Here is a 15,128-nt window from a genome sequence, read left to right on the forward strand (position 1 = left end):
CGAATCCAATGCCGGCACAGTAGCGGATCGGCAGGCGCGGCGCTTAGCAGTTCTTGCGCCTGTGCGGCATCAAGCTGTCGTACTGACGTCATGCCTCCTTCACAGATCGGGCCGAGACTGCGCGCCTTGTCCAGGCCTGTTGTGTGCGCACAGGTGCTGGCCCTGTCGCGTCCTCCCGGAGCCCTGCCGTGCATCGTTCGAAGCTTTCGCGTTCCATCCTCCTTGCCCTTTCCATGGCCAGCGCAGGAGGCGCGATCGCAGCGGAGGCCGATGCGGTCGATACCGCAGGCGGCAGCCGCGCCGCACCCACCCAGCTCGACGCGATGCTGGTCACCGGCACCCGCGCCTCCAACCGCACCCAGTTCGAAACGCTGGCGCCGGTGGACGTGTTCACCAAGGAAGACATCACGTCCGTTCAATCCACCGACCTGAAGGACGTGCTGGCCCAGCTGGTGCCGTCGTTCGTGGTACAGCGTCTGCCGATGGCGGACGGCCAGGTGTTCGTGCGCCCGGCGACCCTGCGTGGCCTGTCACCGGACCAGACCCTGGTGCTGGTCAATGGTCGCCGCTTCCACCGCAGCGCGCTGCTCGGCAACCGTGGTGCGCAGGCAGCCGACCTGGCACAGATCCCGACCAGTGCGATCAAGCGCATCGAAGTGCTGCGCGACGGCGCATCGGCACAGTACGGCTCGGATGCCATCGCCGGTGTCATCAACATCATTCTTGAGGATGGCCCGGGCACCGAGATCACCGCCGGTTATTCGCAGTACGCGCAGGGTGACGGTGCGTCGCGGGACTTCAGTGCGCGCACCGGCTGGTCGCTGGGCGACTACGGCAGCCTGGTGCTGTTCGCCGAATCGTCCAACTCCGATGCCACCTCGCGCACCCGCCAGCGCCCGGATGCCATTGCGTTCCAGGCCGCGCATCCGGAGCTGGAGGTGCCCAACCCGGTACAGCGCTGGGGCCAACCGGAACTGGAAAGCCGCCGCGTCGGCTTCAACGTGAAGGCCAATGCCAGCGAGACGCTGGAGCTCTATGCCTTCGGCCTATACAGCCACAGTGATGGCGTCAGCGATTTCAACTGGCGCAACCCCGATACCACCACCGGCGCCTACCGCACCACCCCGATCTTCCCAGGCTGGAACCTGCGTTCGCTGTACCCGGTGGGCTTCAGCCCGCAGTACGGCAACGTGCAGAACGACCTGCAGCTGGTCGGCGGCCTGCGCGGTGAGATCACGCCCAAGCTGCGCTGGGATGTCAGTGCTTCGTATGGCCGTAACGCGATCGACTACAGCCTGAAGAACTCGATCAATGCCTCGCTCGGCCCGGCCAGCCCGACCGCGTTCGACCTCGGCCGCCTGACCCAGACCGAGAAGAACGCCAACGCCGACTTCAACTACGAGTGGGATGTGGGCGCACTGTCCAAGCCGATCAATGTCGCCTTCGGTGGCGAATTCCGGCAGGAAACCTACCAGGTCCGCGCCGGTGATCCGGCCTCGTACGCAGTCGGCCCGGGCGCGGCCGCGGGCCTGGAGGCCAACTCCAATGGCGCGCCGGGCTTCTCGGCCAGCCAGGCCGGGCAGTGGAGCCAGCGCAGCAAGGCGGCCTACGTGGATATGGAAGTGCCGCTGGGCGAGCGCTGGAGCATCGGCGCGGCCAGCCGCTACGAGGATTTTTCCAGCTTCGGCAGCACGCTGGACGGCAAGCTGTCGGCGCGTTTCGCGATCACCCCGGACGTGGCCCTGCGCGGTACCGTGTCCACCGGCTTCCGTGCGCCGACGCCCGCGCAGCTCAACACCACCAGCACCAGCCAGGGCCTGGACACGCGCACGCTGCAGATCTTCACCAGTGGCCGCCTGTCGCCGAACGATCCGCTGGCGCAGCTGCTTGGGGCCAAGCCGTTGAAGCCCGAAGAATCGCGCACCGCCTCGCTGGGCCTGACCTGGCGCACCGACCTGGGCCTGTCCGGTTCGGTGGACGTCTACCAGATCAAGCTCACCGACCGCTTCAGCCAGTCGGCCAGCTTCGCCATTCCGGCCGGTACGCCCAACCCGCTGGGCTACACCTCGGTGAACTACTTCACCAACGACTTCGACACCACCACCACCGGCGTGGACGTGGTCGGCAACTACCTGCGCGACCTCGGCGGGGGCCGCATGACGCTGACCCTGGCCTACAACTACAACCGCACCCGCGTGGACAACGGCAGCACCTCGGTGGCCACCAACGAAACCCAGCGCGTGCTGTTTGAAGACCGCCTGCCCGAGCACAAGGGCAGCCTCACCGGCAGCTGGGATATCGGCGCCTGGTCGCTGATGGCGCGCATGCGCTACTACGGTGCCTGGACCGACGCCAGCGGCAATGCGGTGGGCGACATCTACCAGCGTTTCGGCGCGATGAGTTTCCTCGACCTCGCGGTGGGCTATCGCATCAACGAGCACCACAGCCTGCGCGTCGGCGCCGACAACGTACTGGATCGCTACCCGGATGAGGCCGTGTTCCAGGCCAGCCGCGGCCTGATCTACTCGCGTAATGCACCGTATGACACCGACGGTGCCAACCTGTACGCACAGTACCGGTTGAGCTTCTGATGGACCCGACCCGTCGCTCCCTGTTGCGTGCCGGCACCCTGCTGCCGGCCGCCGCCGCACTGTCTTCACTGCCAGCCATGGCGGCCACGCGTTACGCTGCGCCCATGCAGATTCCCGCAACGACCGTGGCGCCGGACGTGCTGGCCCACGATGAAGGCTATTGGGCCGCCGTGGCCAGCCACTTCGACATCACCGATGAAGTGAACCACCTGGAGAACGGCTACTGGGGCGCGATGGGCCGCGAGACGCTGGCCAGCTACCAGCGCCATACCGCTGAAGTGAACCGCGGCAACGCCTGGTACGGCCGCCGTGAATTCCCGGCGCAGTACATGGCGGTGCAGCGGCAGGTGGCCGAACTCCTGGGCGTGGGCGCCGACGAGATCGCACTGACCCGCGGCGCCACCGAGGCGATGCTGGCGTTGATCGGCGGCTACAACCGCCTGCAGCCTGGCGACCAGGTGCTGTATGCCGACATCGACTACGACAGCATGATCGGCGCGATGCGCTGGCTGCAGCAGCGTCGCGGCGTGCAGGTCGAGCGTATCGCGCTGCCGGCGGTGCCGGACCACGCGCAGATCCTGCAGGCCTACGAGGCCGCATTCGCGCGGCTGCCACGCCTGAAACTGGTCTTGCTGACCCAGGTCAGCCATCGCCACGGGCTGGTGCTGCCGGTGGCGGAGATCGCCGAGCGTGCACGCGCACGCGGTATCGACGTGATCGTCGATGCGGCCCATGGGTTTGGCCAGATCGACTACGCGGTGCCACAGCTGAAGGCCGATTTCGTCGGCATCAACCTGCACAAGTGGATCGGTGCGCCGGTCGGTGTAGGCGCGATGTACGTGCGCAGGGGTCGCGTTGCGGACCTGGACCCCTACATGGGCGAGACCGACGATGGCCGTGTCGGCAGCCGCGTGCACACCGGCACGGTCAACTTCGCGGCATACCTAGCGCTGCCGGAAGCGATCGCATTGCACCAGCGCATCGGCGTGGCCAACAAGCAGGCGCGCCTGCGCTACCTGCGCGAGCGCTGGACGGTACCTGCGCGGCAGATGGCGCATATCGAAGTGCTGTCTTCGCCGGACCCGGCGCTGGCCAGTGCATTGGCCAGTTTCCGTCTGCGCGGCCACACCTCGGTGGAACAGAACCAGGCACTGCAGAAGCGTCTGTTGGATGAACATCGGATTTTCACCACGTATCGCGATGGCCTGGAATCGGGTGCCTGTGTACGGGTGACGCCGTCGGTGTTCACCCGGCCGGAGCAGATGGATGCGCTGGCGCGGGCCCTCTCTGCCCTGGCCTGACCCTGCGCTGGTAGGTGCCAACCAAGGTTGGCATCTACCGAAGCGGGTCCCGTAGATCCACGCCCTGCGTGGATGCTCTCCGCCTACCGCTCGATCGCCGGCAACGCATCGGACAACAACAACCGGTCAATCCGCCGCAACGCGCTCTCCAGCTGCCGGCGATCCGCTGCCAGCCCCAGCGACAACCGCACGCCGTACTGGTGCGAGACCCCCGGCGGACAGAACGCCGATGACGGCGCAATCGCCAGCCCCTGCAGCTGTGCGGTACGCACCAGCGTGGCGTCGGTCCAGGGTGCCGGTATCCGGCACCAGGCATGCAGGCCCTCCGCGCGCTGCAGCAGCGACGGCGCGAGCAGGTAACGTGCCATGCGCATGCGCTCGCGTGCCTCGGCGCGTACCTGGGCCAGCAGTGACTGCGCCGAACCATCCAGCAGCAGTTGGCTGGCCAATGCCGAGACCAGCGGATGGCCCATCAGCCGCGTCGCCCGCAACGCAGCCGTCATCGCCTCGGCGTGCGCAGCGCTCGGGCACTGCACGAACGCGGTGCGCAGGCCAGGGCTGATCACCTTCGACAGCGTCGCCACATAGAACACATGGCGCGGTGCCAGCGTTGCCAGGGGTATCGGTGCATCTTCGGCAAGGTGCCAGTACGGATCATCCTCGATCGCCAGCAGGCCTTCGCTCTCCAGTACACGCGCCAGCGCCTCGCGCCGCTGCAGCGGCAGGGTCCGCGCAGTCGGGTTCTGGCAGGTGGGGTTGAGATAGACCAGCCGTGCACCGCTACTACGCGCCTGCCGCAGCAGCGCTTCAGGGCACATGCCGTGTTCGTCGCTGTCCACCGGCATCAGCCGACGCCCCAGCGCCGCTGCGGCCTGCAACAGGCCCGGATAGACCAGCGCATCGCACAGGATCGTATCGCCATCGCGGCCCTGGCTGACCAGGATCGCGGCCAACGCCACCTGCGCGCCTTCGGTCAGCAGCAGGCAGTCGTCATCCACGGCGCCCAGCATCGGCTGCAGCCAACGCGCCGCTGCGTGGCGGTCGGTCGGGTTGCCGCCGCCCAGGTGATAGGTCATCAGGTTCGGTGCGTTGCTGCGTGCAAGCACGGCGGCGGCACCACGGCGCAGCGTCTCTGCCAGCGCGTCGGCATCAGGCACCGGCGGCACGTTCATGCTCAGGTCCACCACCTGGTCGAAGCCGGCCTTGGGCGGTGCGATGAAACTGCCTTGTGGCCCGCGTGCTTCGATCAGGCCGCGCTTGCGTGCTTCATCGAACGCCCGCGTTACTGTGGTCAGGTCGACGCCGAGCTGCTGCGCCAACGCGCGCTGCGAGGGCAGGCGCTGTCCCGGTGCCAGACCACCACGGCGCACCGTGCGTTCCAGCGAATTGACGATGCGCAGGTAGATCGGGCCGCTGTGCGCGAGCACGTCCTGCACCCACTCGCGCGCTGCGACATCCGGTCGCGGCATGTACGGAGCATGTCGGGGCGTATCGTTGCTTCCAACGGCGGGAGCCTGTCCATAACCATCGGTCGGTTCGGACAGGTGACCGCCGTTGTTGTTTGCGGCGGTCGCGCCACCCAGAGCCTGTGATGTCATTGCGCGTCCTCAGCGCTTGGCCTGCCAGGGGCAGTAGCAGCCCACGGCAAGCAGTCCCTTGGGGCGCACGGTTTCGCCGCGCACCAGTCTGTCCAGCAGCGGTTCGACGAAACTGTTGGCCGAGTTGCAGACCATGCCGATGCTGTACGGGCCGGCGTAGGCCAGATGGCCCTGCCGGTCCCAGATCGCCACCGCAGGGCTGGCCGGGATGTGCTCGATGCCGTCGATGGACGGCAGGTTGATCACCTTGTTGCGCAGCGGCTCGGGCAGTTCGCCCTGCGTGCCAGGGCGACGGATCGCGTAGAAGTCGATGCCGGCGCGGTGGTACATGCTGATCAGGTAGCTCAGGTGGGCACCGGTCTCGCGGTTGCACACCCCGCAGGCCGGGTCCCAGAAATGCACCACGCGGATGCGGCCGGTATCTCCGGCCAGATCGGCCGGCAGGCGCAGCTGCGAGTCGTCGAAGACGATGGCCTGTTCGGTGAAGGTGGACTGCGCGCTGTAGCCGAAGTACTGCCACAGCGCAGCCGCCACGCCGGCCATGAACAGGCAGGCGAGGGCGATCATCGTCGGCAGCAGCCAGCGGCGACGCGGCGCGGCTGCGCCCATCAGGACGCGTCCCCGCCGAACTTGTGCACGTACTGCTTGCGCATCTCGCGGCAGGAGTCGGCCTGCGCGCGACGCTGGATCTCGCTACGCGACGGATCCTCGCTGCGCTGCATGCATTGCTCAATGGCGTGGCGTTCGGCGGCCTGCACATCCACGGACTGCGGTTGCAGGCAGACCCAGGCCAGCGCGGCCAGCATCAACACCACAAAGCCACCGCACCCGGCCATCACCAAGTGGAACTTCAGTCTCTCGGCACGCATCGATGCACGTCCCTTCATCCATACATTGCATACAAAATATCATTTTGTATGGATTGAGCGCCATGCACCCGGTTCAGACGATGGCGTTGTGGCGGGCCTCGGGGGCTTCGGACAGGATCTCGTTCAGCTTGGCCAGCGCCCCGGCGAGCGCGCCCTGGTCAACCGCGCCACCCAGCGACAGGCGGATCGCATTGCCCGGTGGCGGTTCTTCCACACTGAAGGCATCGGAGCTGGCGATGCCGAGCCCCTGCTCCTGTGCGGCCTGGATCAGCCGGTACTGGTCCAGCCGCGGTGGCAACGGCAGCCACACATGCAGGCCGGCCGGATGCGCCTGGGCACGGGCCGGCAGGTACCGGGCGGCAATGGACTGGCGCTCGCGCAGCTCCTGCTGGAAGCGCTGCACCATGTCCTGGGCCTGGCCGCTGCGGATCCACTGCGAGGCCACTGCCACCATCGACTGGGTCGGCATCAGCGCGATCGCGCGCAGGGCGTCCAGCACTGGCTCCATCGGCTCGCCGGCCGGCACCACCAGATAGGCGGTGCGCAGGCCCGGGGCCAGGCACTTGGACAGGGTGGAGATGTAATAGACCGGGCAGCCGGCATCGCGGTGGGCGGCCAGCGGCGGCGCGGCGTCACCGGCCAGCAACCAGTAGGGATCGTCTTCGATCACGGTCAGATCGTGGCGCTTCGCGATCGTCAGCAGGGCCTGCCGGCGCTGTGCCGACATCGTCGCCGTCGTCGGGTTCTGGATGGTCGGCACCAGGTACAGCAGGCGCGGGCGACGCAGCTGGCAGGCCTCTTCCAGCGCTTCAGGCAGCATGCCTTCGGCGTCCATCGCCACTGGCACCACGCCCCGCTGCAGCACGCGCGCGGCAGCCAGCAGGCCCGGGTAGGTCAGCTGCTCGGCGGCGATCAGCTCGCCCGGCTGGGTGCGGGCCAGGATCAGCGCGCACAGCGCGGTCTGCGCGCCGGGGCAGATCACCACCTGGTCGGCACCCACCGTGCCCAGGATCGGCGCCAGCCACTGCACTGCGGCGGCGCGGTCCTCGCGGGTGCCGGCGCCGACGTGGTAGCTCATCAATTCGCCCTGGCCCAGCTGCTGGCCGACGTGCTGGAAGCCGGTCTCCATGCCCTGCGCGAACGGCGCGCTGCCCAGCAGCGGCGGGATGTTCATGCTCAGGTCGACCGAGGTGCTGCGGTTGCCGGCCGACAGCGCGATGAAGGTGCCACCGGCGCCCTGGGCGTCGAGCAGGCCGGCCTGGCGCAGCTCGGCGAAGGCACGGGTGACCGTGGTCAGGTCCACGCCGACCTGCTGGGCCAGGTCACGCTGCGGCGGCAGGCGGTCGCCCGGGCGCAGCACCCCGTCATCCACCGCCTCGCGCACCTGCTGGGCAATCTGCAGGTACAGCGGGCCGGCGCCTTCGCGGAAGGGGCGAACCCAGGTGCGATTGGGGTGTTTCAGGCGGCGGCCGGCGGCAGGTGGCGTCATCGGTCAGTTTTTTCCATACGTGCAGATGCACAAGTCCATACAATGCTGTATCTTGTATGGGCTTGATTGGAGTGGTTCGCCTGCTTGTAGGCGACCTCGTACCCACAGTGTAGCCGCTCCACGCCCGGGCGCTGCGCGCAGGCGAGCCGGTCAAGCGCGCTTCTTCAACAGGGTTGACCTCCAATGAATATCTGCTGGAACCGCATCCGCCTGGCGCTGGTCGCCCTGGCCTGCGTCGGCCTGTCGGGCTGTGACTGGGTGCTGCTGGATTCGAAGGGCATGGTCGGGCTCGCCCAGCGCGACCTGATCCTGATCTGCATCGGCCTGATGCTGATCGTGGTGATACCGGCCATCGTGCTGACCTTCGTGTTCGCCTGGCGCTACCGCGCCGGCAATACCAAAGCGAAATACATGCCTGACTGGTCACACTCCACCAAGGTGGAGATCGTGGTCTGGGGCGTGCCGCTGATCATCATCGCGGTGCTGGCGGTGATCGTGTGGAAGTCGACCCACGAGCTGGACCCGTACAAGCCGCTGGACGTGGCCGGTGAGCCGCTGCACGTGGACGTGATCGCCACCGACTGGAAGTGGGTGTTCGTGTACCCGGACCTGGGCATCGCCACGGTCAACCAGCTCAACTTCCCGGCCAACCGCCCGCTGGCGTTCAACATCACCTCCAACTCGACGATGAATACCTTTTTCATCCCGCAGCTGGGTGGGCAGATCTATGCGATGGCCGGCATGCGCACGCAGCTGCACCTGATCGCCAACGAGCCCGGCCAGTTCCGCGGCATGTCGGGCAACTACAGCGGGCATGGCTTCTCGAACATGAAGTTCATCGCCACCGCCAGCAGCAACGAAGACTTCGAGCGCTGGGTGGCCGAGGTGCGCAGTGCGCCGCAGGCGCTGGATTTCAACCAGTTCAAGGCGCTGGCCGCGCCGTCGAAGAACGCACCGGTACAGCACTTCTCCAGTGTTGAACCACTGCTGTTCAAGAAGGTCATCGACCAGTTCATCGGCGTTGGTGAGAACACCGCTGCTGCGACCCCGGCGGGCGCTGCCGGCGGTGCCCAGGTTTCCCAGGAGTAACGAACATGTTGGGTAAATTGACGTGGGAGGCCGTGCCGCTGCACGAGCCGATCGTCGTGGTCACATTGGCGGCCATGGTGCTGGGTGGCCTTGCGCTGCTGGGTGCGGTGACGTACTTCAAGCTGTGGGGCCCGCTCTGGCGTGACTGGTTCACCACCGTGGACCACAAGAAGATCGGCATCATGTATGTGGTGGTGGCGCTGGTCATGCTGGTGCGTGGCTTTGCCGATGCGCTGATGATGCGCGCGCAGCTGGCGGCGGCCGGGCCGGGCAGTGACGGCTTCCTGCCACCGGAGCATTACGACCAGATCTTCACCGCGCACGGCGTGATCATGATCTTCTTCGTGGCCACCCCGTTCGTGGTCGGCCTGATGAACATCATCGTGCCGCTGCAGATCGGTGCGCGCGACATGGCGTTCCCGTTCCTCAACGCCTTCAGCTTCTGGATCTTCGTGGTCGGCGCTGCGCTGATGATGATCTCGCTGGGCGTTGGCGAATTCGCCATGACCGGTTGGGTCGCCTATCCGCCGCTGTCGGGCATCGAGTTCAGTCCAGGGGTCGGTGTCGACTACTACATCTGGGCGTTGCAGGCTTCGGGCATCGGCACATTGCTGACCGGCGTCAACCTGTTCATCACCATCCTGCGCATGCGTGCGCCGGGCATGACCCTGATGAAGATGCCGGTGTTCACCTGGACCGTGCTGGTCACCAGCGTGATCATCATCGCCGCCTTCCCGATCCTGACCGTGGCGCTGGGTGCGCTCACCCTGGACCGCTACCTGGACTTCAACTTCTACACCAACACATTGGGTGGCAACCCGATGATGTACGTGAACCTGGTGTGGGCCTGGGGCCATCCGGAGGTGTACATCCTGGTGCTGCCGGCGTTCGGCATCTTCTCCGAAGTGACCGCCACGTTCGCGCGCAAGAAGCTGTTCGGCTACAAGTCGATGGTGGGCGCCACGCTGGCGATCGGCATCCTGTCGTTCATCGTCTGGCTGCACCACTTCTTCACCATGGGCTCCGGTGCCAGCGTCAATGCCTTCTTCGGCATCATGACGATGATCATCGCCATCCCCACCGGCGTGAAGATCTTCACCTGGCTGTTCACCATGTACGGCGGCCGCGTCGAATTCAGCGTGCCGATGCTGTGGACCATCGCCTTCCTGGTCACCTTCACCATCGGTGGCATGACCGGCGTGCTGCTGGCCATTCCGGGCGCGGACTTCCTGCTGCACAACAGCCTGTTCCTGGTCGCGCACTTCCACAACACCATCATCGGCGGCGCGCTGTTCGGCTACCTGGCCGGCTTCGCCTACTGGTTCCCGAAGGTGTTCGGCTTCACCCTCAACGAGCGCCTGGGCAAGTGGTCGTTCGCCTGCTGGGTGATCGGTTTCTACCTGGCCTTCATGCCGCTGTACATGCTGGGTTTCATGGGCATGACCCGCCGCATGAACCAGTACGACAACCCGGCGTGGACGCCGTACCTGATCGCCGCCTTCATCGGCGCGCTGTTCGTGTTCGCGGGCATCATCCTGATGCTGGTGCAGATCTACGTGAGCGTTCGCGACCGCAAGCGCAACCTGGACCTGACCGGCGACCCGTGGAATGCACGCACGCTGGAATGGGCCACGCCGTCGCCGCCGCCGTTCTACAACTTCGCCGTGGTGCCCAAGGCCGATGAGCTGGACGCCTTCCACGAAGCAAAGAAGCGCGGCCTGCCGCCGCCGCCGAAGAAGTACGCACCGATCCACATGCCGAAGAACACCGGCGTGCCGCTGATCCTCAACATCTGGATCCTGGTGCTGTGCTTCGCCCTGGTCTGGCACATCTGGTGGATGGCCGCGGCCAGCTTCATCGCGATGATCGTCACCCTGATCGTCCGGTCCTACGACGAGGACGTGGACTACTACGTCAGTTCCGAAGAGGTGGCGCGCACCGAAGCGGCCAGCCTTGCCAAGCTGAAGGAGGTACGCGCATGAACCTGTTGACCCGCCCCGAGCTGGCCAGCGACACGCAGGCGCACGAGGACCACCACGAACACGACCATGGCCACGAGCAGGGCGGCATGAAGGTCTTCGGCATGTGGGTCTACCTCATGTCCGACCTGGTGCTGTTCGGTTCGCTGTTCGCCTCGTACGCGGTGCTCAGCACCGCCTACGCCGGTGGCCCCACCGGCAAGGACCTGTTCTCGCTGCCGTTCGTGATGGCCGAGACCTTCCTGCTGCTGGTCTCCAGCATCACCTACGGCCAGGCCGTACTGGCGATGCATCGCCACGACACCTCGGCGGTGCTGCGCTGGCTGGGCGTGACCTTCGTGCTCGGTGCCTCGTTCATCGGCATGGAGATCTACGAGTTCTCGCACCTGATCCACGAAGGCGCAGGCCCCAGCACCAGTGCCTACCTGTCGGCGTTCTTCGCGCTGGTCGCCACCCACGGCCTGCACGTGGCCAGCGGCCTGATCTGGATGGCGGTGGTCATGCACCAGGTCTACCGCCGTGGCCTGACCCCGACCAACATCACCCGTGTGTCGTGCCTGAGCCTGTTCTGGCACTTCCTGGACCTGGTGTGGATCTGCGTCTTCACCTTCGTCTATCTGATTGGAGCCTTCTGACATGGCCCACGTCGAAACTTCGCGCGCAGGCAATGCGCACGGCTCCACCAAGTCCTACCTGATCGGCTTCGTGCTGTGCGCGCTGCTGACCGTGGTGCCGTTCGCACTGGTGATGAACCCGGTGCTGTCGCGCCCGCTCACGCTGTTCCTGCTGGTCGGCTTCGCGGTGGCGCAGATCCTGGTGCAGCTGGTCTATTTCCTGCACATGGACCGCAAGTCCGAAGGTGGCTGGAACCTGGCCAGCTTCGTGTTCACCCTGGTGATCCTGTGCATCATCGTCGCGTTGTCGGTGTGGATCATCTGGAGCATGCACTACCACATGATGATCAACTGAGCCTGCGAACCGTGAAAGGCATTGCGTTCCCCCATCGTGGCCTGCGGCTGGCCGCAGGCCTGCTGCTCGGCCTGCTGGCTGGCTGCAGCGCGCAGTCGCGCATGGACTTCTACTCCAAGGACATCGCCTGCGAAGAACTTGGCCAGCAGTGGTCGATGCCCGACAGCCACGGCACCGTGCGCGGCCCGAAGGACCTGCAGGGGCAGGTGACCTATCTGTTCTTCGGTTTCACCAGCTGCCCGGACGTGTGCCCGACCACGATGGTCGAGCTGAGCCAGGTGAAGCACCTGATGGGCAAGGATGCCGACCAGCTGCAGGTGGTGTTCGTCAGCGTCGATCCCGCACGCGACACGCCCGAAGTCGCCCGCACCTATGTGGAAGCGTTCGACCCCAAGGCGATCGCGCTGGTCGGCAACGAAACGCAGCTGGCGGCGATGGCCAGCGACTTCAAGGCGTTCTACGAGAAGGAGCCCGGCCAGGTACCGGATACCTACACCATGAGCCACATCGCGGGCGGTTACGTGTTCGACCGCCAGGGCCGCCTGCGCCTGTTCGCGCCGTATGGCATGCCGGTGGAAAAGCTGTTCTCGGACGTGCAGCGCCTGCTGCTCGAACCTGGTCATCCGGCCGCCGGCAACGACGCACTGGCCAGCTGCAGCCTCAAGCACAGCGACACACTCGCCGCGCGCTGACGTCACCTCCACCGCGGTGGGTGCCGAGCGTTGGTCGACACGTGATGCATGAATCCGGTGGGTGCCGACCGTTGGTCGGCACACCCTGACATCAATCCCCGGCCGGCCAGGACAGCCAACCGGCCGGGGCACCACTCAACGCTTTACTTGGTCTCTTCCCACTGCACCACGTCCGGCTCGGTCGCGCGGATACCGGCGGTGGACAGCAGCTTGGTGGTCGCATCCAGCGCCGCGTTCACCGACGGGTACTCCACGATGGCCTGGCCCGAAGCCTTCGACACCTTCACCACGGTGCCGCCGGTGGCGGTAGCCGCACGCTGGGCCGATGCTGCATCTGTGAAGAACACCTTGACTCGCGAGGTCGCCACCACCGGCGCTCCGTCACGGGAGACGGCCGCCGCGAACTTGCCGGCACCGGCATCAGCAGGCGCGGCCGCTGCGCCATCCAGCGAACGCTTGGCACGCGAGCTGGCGGTCGCCGCCGCCTGCGGGGTGATGGTGAACTGACCGCCGCTGGCCTGCTTCACGGTGGTCGAGGGAGACAGCTGGAAGCGCGTGCCGCCCACATCGAACGAGCGGCCGGTAGCGGACGCCTTCAGTTCCTGCGCATCCACGGTCGACAGGGTCCTGGCTGGAGGGGTCTGCCCCGAGCTCTGTGCCCAGGCAGGGGAGGTCATCGCCGCGAAGGCGAGCGTGCTCAACAGAATGGTGGTCTTCATCATCAGTGCCCCAGAACGCGGATCTTGAAGAATTCGAGGTTGCCACGCGATGCAGCGGTCGCGGCCTGCCCCATGTCGGTCACTTCCAGCGTCCAGGTGCCGCTGGCATTCTCATCCAGGAAGGCATTGCTGGACAGCAGGTCCCAACTGGTGAAGTTGCTCTGCGCGCCGCCCGTGCCCGAACCGATCGCGGTGAACGCCGGTTGCACCACGCTGCGAGTGCCGCTGGGCGACACCAGCACGAACTGCAGTTGGCGCGTGTTGCGGTGGGTGACCCGGAAGCCCAGCTGCACGCTTTCGATGTTGCGCGCGCCATTGGCCAACTGGAAGGTCAGGCGTGCGGCGGCGGCCGAGGTGTTGCCGATGGCCACGGTGCGCGTGGTGTTGCGCCAGCCGCTGTCGACCAGCGGTCCCAGCGACTGGAAGTTCTCGGCGACCTGCACTGCACGCGCAGCGTTGACCACACCGAAGCCGTACCAGTTGCTGTAGGCGCGGTTGGCCGCATTCACCGTCCAGCCTGGCACCAGCGTGCGCCCATCGGCCAGCGTCACCGCCGGCTGGTTCGGGTGGTTGCGGGTGGCGGTGGTGGCCAGGATGTACTTCACATCGCGATAGGACAGGTTCGGATTGGCTTCCAGCACCAGTGCCGCCACGCCCGAGACCATCGGCGCTGACGCCGAGGTGCCGTTCATCTTGGCGGTGTAGTTGCAGGTGCTGTCGATGGCCGACAGGTTGCTGTCCAGGGTGTTCTGGCGGTTGGTGTTCTTGTTGCTGCCCTGCGCGCACCCGGTCACGTCGGTGGTGACGATGGCCGGGTCGTAGGCGCGCGCCACCAGGCCGGGGGCGTACTGTGCCTGCAGGCCGTACTCGCCGCCAAAGGCCGACACCCACAGGGCCGAGCCGGTGGAGGAGTACGACGAGCGCACGCCATCGGCGCGCACCGCGCCTACGGTGATCACGTTGAACAGGTTGTTGCGCGGATCGCGTCCGGCGGGGACGCAGCCGGTGTTGCGGTTCTTGGTGTCGGTGGTGCAGACATCCTGGGTCTGGCTGATCGAGGCATTGTTGAAGTTGTTGCCCGCCGACTTCACGTAGATGCCGCCGCGGCCACCGCGCGTACCCGACAGTGCCTGCTCATACGAACGAATCGTGTTTTCGCTGTACGCCAGCGGCAGGTTCGGATTGCCCGGGCCGGCACCCCAGCTGTTGTTGAACACCTGCACGTCGGCCGACTCCGCGCCGTCCCACCAGGCGTACTCGATGTTGCTCTGCTGGTTGCCCAGGGCTGAGCGCGAAATCGGGTTGAAGCCCTTCAGCGTCGCCGCCGGCGCCACACCGCGTACGCCCAGGTTGTTGGCGCCCACCGCGCCAGCAATGCCGCCGACCATGGTGCCGTGGTTGTCGACATCCGGGTTGGTCGGGGTGGGGTTGTTCGAGCCATTGGTGAAGTTCTTGCCGGCTACAGCGGCCACGTTGGCCGCCAGGTCCGGATGGGCGATCTGCAGGCCATCATCGACGATGGCGATGGTGACGCCCTGGCCACGGATGCCATTGCGGAACAGACCATCCACGTTCAGGTCGTTGCCGGCCACCGGCAGTGTGTCGGCCGGGACCGTCTGCCCGGTATTGAGCAGGTGCCACTGGATTGCCGCCAGTGGATCGGCCTGTTGGGCCTGGGCGGTGACGGCCAGGCTGCCCAGTACCAGCGCAGTGGCGAGGGCCAGGCGCGCGGAGCGCGGTGGCGCGGTGCGTTGCGTGTGTCGCTTCATACACGAATCCTTCTGTTGTGAATCGGCATGGCAGGACGGCGGGGCGGATCTGCCCCATCGCAA

13 protein-coding genes are annotated in these 15,128 nt (G+C 66.4%); 7 read left to right on the top strand and 6 right to left on the bottom strand.

Annotation, left to right across the window (positions count from 1 at the left end):
• Positions 1 to 188 precede the first annotated feature (188 nt).
• Positions 189 to 2,591 carry a TonB-dependent receptor gene (locus N5J73_RS01555; RefSeq protein WP_080354799.1) on the top strand — a complete coding sequence of 801 codons (2,403 nt, stop codon included), beginning with the start codon at positions 189 to 191 and terminating at the stop codon, positions 2,589 to 2,591.
• The gene (locus N5J73_RS01560) at positions 2,591 to 3,892 is read left to right on the top strand and encodes an aminotransferase class V-fold PLP-dependent enzyme (RefSeq protein ID WP_049444329.1); all 1,302 of its coding nucleotides are present in this window, start codon (positions 2,591 to 2,593) and stop codon (positions 3,890 to 3,892) included. The genes N5J73_RS01555 and N5J73_RS01560 overlap by 1 nt, the downstream gene beginning before the upstream one ends.
• Positions 3,893 to 3,975: 83 nt before the next feature.
• On the opposite strand, the gene N5J73_RS01565 is transcribed toward N5J73_RS01560, so the two are convergent.
• Genes N5J73_RS01565 through N5J73_RS01580 form a run of 4 tightly spaced genes read right to left on the bottom strand, consistent with a single transcriptional unit; the run spans position 3,976 to position 7,848 of the window.
• Complete coding sequence (locus N5J73_RS01565) at positions 3,976 to 5,490, bottom strand: PLP-dependent aminotransferase family protein (RefSeq protein ID WP_049444331.1); 1,515 nt, start codon at positions 5,488 to 5,490, stop codon at positions 3,976 to 3,978.
• 9 nt (positions 5,491 to 5,499) lie between these two features.
• Complete coding sequence (locus N5J73_RS01570) at positions 5,500 to 6,099, bottom strand: DUF6436 domain-containing protein (protein ID WP_279940474.1); 600 nt, start codon at positions 6,097 to 6,099, stop codon at positions 5,500 to 5,502.
• Entirely contained in the window at positions 6,099 to 6,377 is a 279-nt protein-coding gene (locus N5J73_RS01575) for a hypothetical protein (RefSeq protein WP_239508856.1), read from the bottom strand. Before N5J73_RS01575 ends, N5J73_RS01570 begins: the two co-directional genes overlap by 1 nt.
• A 55-nt stretch (positions 6,378 to 6,432) precedes the next feature.
• The gene (locus tag N5J73_RS01580; protein ID WP_049444333.1) at positions 6,433 to 7,848 is read right to left on the bottom strand and encodes a PLP-dependent aminotransferase family protein; all 1,416 of its coding nucleotides are present in this window, start codon (positions 7,846 to 7,848) and stop codon (positions 6,433 to 6,435) included.
• A 183-nt stretch (positions 7,849 to 8,031) separates the two neighbouring features.
• On the opposite strand from N5J73_RS01580, the gene cyoA reads away from it, so the two are divergent.
• The 5 genes from cyoA to N5J73_RS01605 are packed head-to-tail and all read left to right on the top strand — an operon-like array spanning position 8,032 to position 12,577.
• Entirely contained in the window at positions 8,032 to 8,937 is a 906-nt protein-coding gene (gene cyoA, locus N5J73_RS01585) for a ubiquinol oxidase subunit II (protein WP_049444335.1), read from the top strand.
• 5 nt (positions 8,938 to 8,942) lie between these two features.
• The gene (gene cyoB / locus N5J73_RS01590; RefSeq protein ID WP_014038802.1) at positions 8,943 to 10,919 is read left to right on the top strand and encodes a cytochrome o ubiquinol oxidase subunit I; all 1,977 of its coding nucleotides are present in this window, start codon (positions 8,943 to 8,945) and stop codon (positions 10,917 to 10,919) included.
• Positions 10,916 to 11,551 (top strand): cytochrome o ubiquinol oxidase subunit III, encoded by a 636-nt coding sequence (cyoC, locus tag N5J73_RS01595; protein WP_080281857.1) that lies wholly within the window; start codon positions 10,916 to 10,918, stop codon positions 11,549 to 11,551. The genes cyoB and cyoC overlap by 4 nt, the downstream gene beginning before the upstream one ends.
• A 1-nt stretch (position 11,552) precedes the next feature.
• Positions 11,553 to 11,885, top strand: coding sequence for a cytochrome o ubiquinol oxidase subunit IV (gene cyoD / locus N5J73_RS01600; RefSeq protein WP_049444337.1), 333 nt, complete (start codon positions 11,553 to 11,555; stop codon positions 11,883 to 11,885).
• An 11-nt stretch (positions 11,886 to 11,896) separates the two neighbouring features.
• The gene (locus N5J73_RS01605) at positions 11,897 to 12,577 is read left to right on the top strand and encodes an SCO family protein (RefSeq protein WP_049444339.1); all 681 of its coding nucleotides are present in this window, start codon (positions 11,897 to 11,899) and stop codon (positions 12,575 to 12,577) included.
• Positions 12,578 to 12,720: 143 nt separating this feature from the next.
• Here the strand turns inward: N5J73_RS01605 and N5J73_RS01610 are convergent, their stop codons facing one another.
• The gene (locus N5J73_RS01610) at positions 12,721 to 13,299 is read right to left on the bottom strand and encodes a hypothetical protein (protein ID WP_049444341.1); all 579 of its coding nucleotides are present in this window, start codon (positions 13,297 to 13,299) and stop codon (positions 12,721 to 12,723) included.
• On the bottom strand, positions 13,299 to 15,065 hold the full coding sequence (locus tag N5J73_RS01615; RefSeq protein ID WP_049444342.1) for a S8 family serine peptidase: 1,767 nt from the start codon (positions 15,063 to 15,065) through the stop codon (positions 13,299 to 13,301). The genes N5J73_RS01610 and N5J73_RS01615 overlap by 1 nt, the downstream gene beginning before the upstream one ends.
• Between the last annotated feature and the right edge of the window lie 63 nt (positions 15,066 to 15,128).

Origin of the sequence: Stenotrophomonas sp. GD03654, from assembly GCF_029845105.1 — a bacterium.
Lineage (GTDB): Bacteria > Pseudomonadota > Gammaproteobacteria > Xanthomonadales > Xanthomonadaceae > Stenotrophomonas > Stenotrophomonas africana.

Excerpts from the sequence above, each read along its gene's own strand:
- N5J73_RS01560 (WP_049444329.1), top strand. The coding sequence starts at position 2,591 with ATGGACCCGACCCGTCGCTCCCTGTTGCGTGCCGGCACCCTGCTGCCG.
- N5J73_RS01565 (WP_049444331.1), bottom strand. The coding sequence starts at position 5,490 with ATGACATCACAGGCTCTGGGTGGCGCGACCGCCGCAAACAACAACGGC.
- N5J73_RS01570 (WP_279940474.1), bottom strand. The coding sequence starts at position 6,099 with ATGGGCGCAGCCGCGCCGCGTCGCCGCTGGCTGCTGCCGACGATGATC.
- N5J73_RS01575 (WP_239508856.1), bottom strand. The coding sequence starts at position 6,377 with ATGAAGGGACGTGCATCGATGCGTGCCGAGAGACTGAAGTTCCACTTG.
- N5J73_RS01580 (WP_049444333.1), bottom strand. The coding sequence starts at position 7,848 with ATGACGCCACCTGCCGCCGGCCGCCGCCTGAAACACCCCAATCGCACC.
- cyoA (WP_049444335.1), top strand. The coding sequence starts at position 8,032 with ATGAATATCTGCTGGAACCGCATCCGCCTGGCGCTGGTCGCCCTGGCC.
- cyoB (WP_014038802.1), top strand. The coding sequence starts at position 8,943 with ATGTTGGGTAAATTGACGTGGGAGGCCGTGCCGCTGCACGAGCCGATC.
- cyoC (WP_080281857.1), top strand. The coding sequence starts at position 10,916 with ATGAACCTGTTGACCCGCCCCGAGCTGGCCAGCGACACGCAGGCGCAC.
- cyoD (WP_049444337.1), top strand. The coding sequence starts at position 11,553 with ATGGCCCACGTCGAAACTTCGCGCGCAGGCAATGCGCACGGCTCCACC.
- N5J73_RS01610 (WP_049444341.1), bottom strand. The coding sequence starts at position 13,299 with ATGATGAAGACCACCATTCTGTTGAGCACGCTCGCCTTCGCGGCGATG.
- N5J73_RS01615 (WP_049444342.1), bottom strand. The coding sequence starts at position 15,065 with ATGAAGCGACACACGCAACGCACCGCGCCACCGCGCTCCGCGCGCCTG.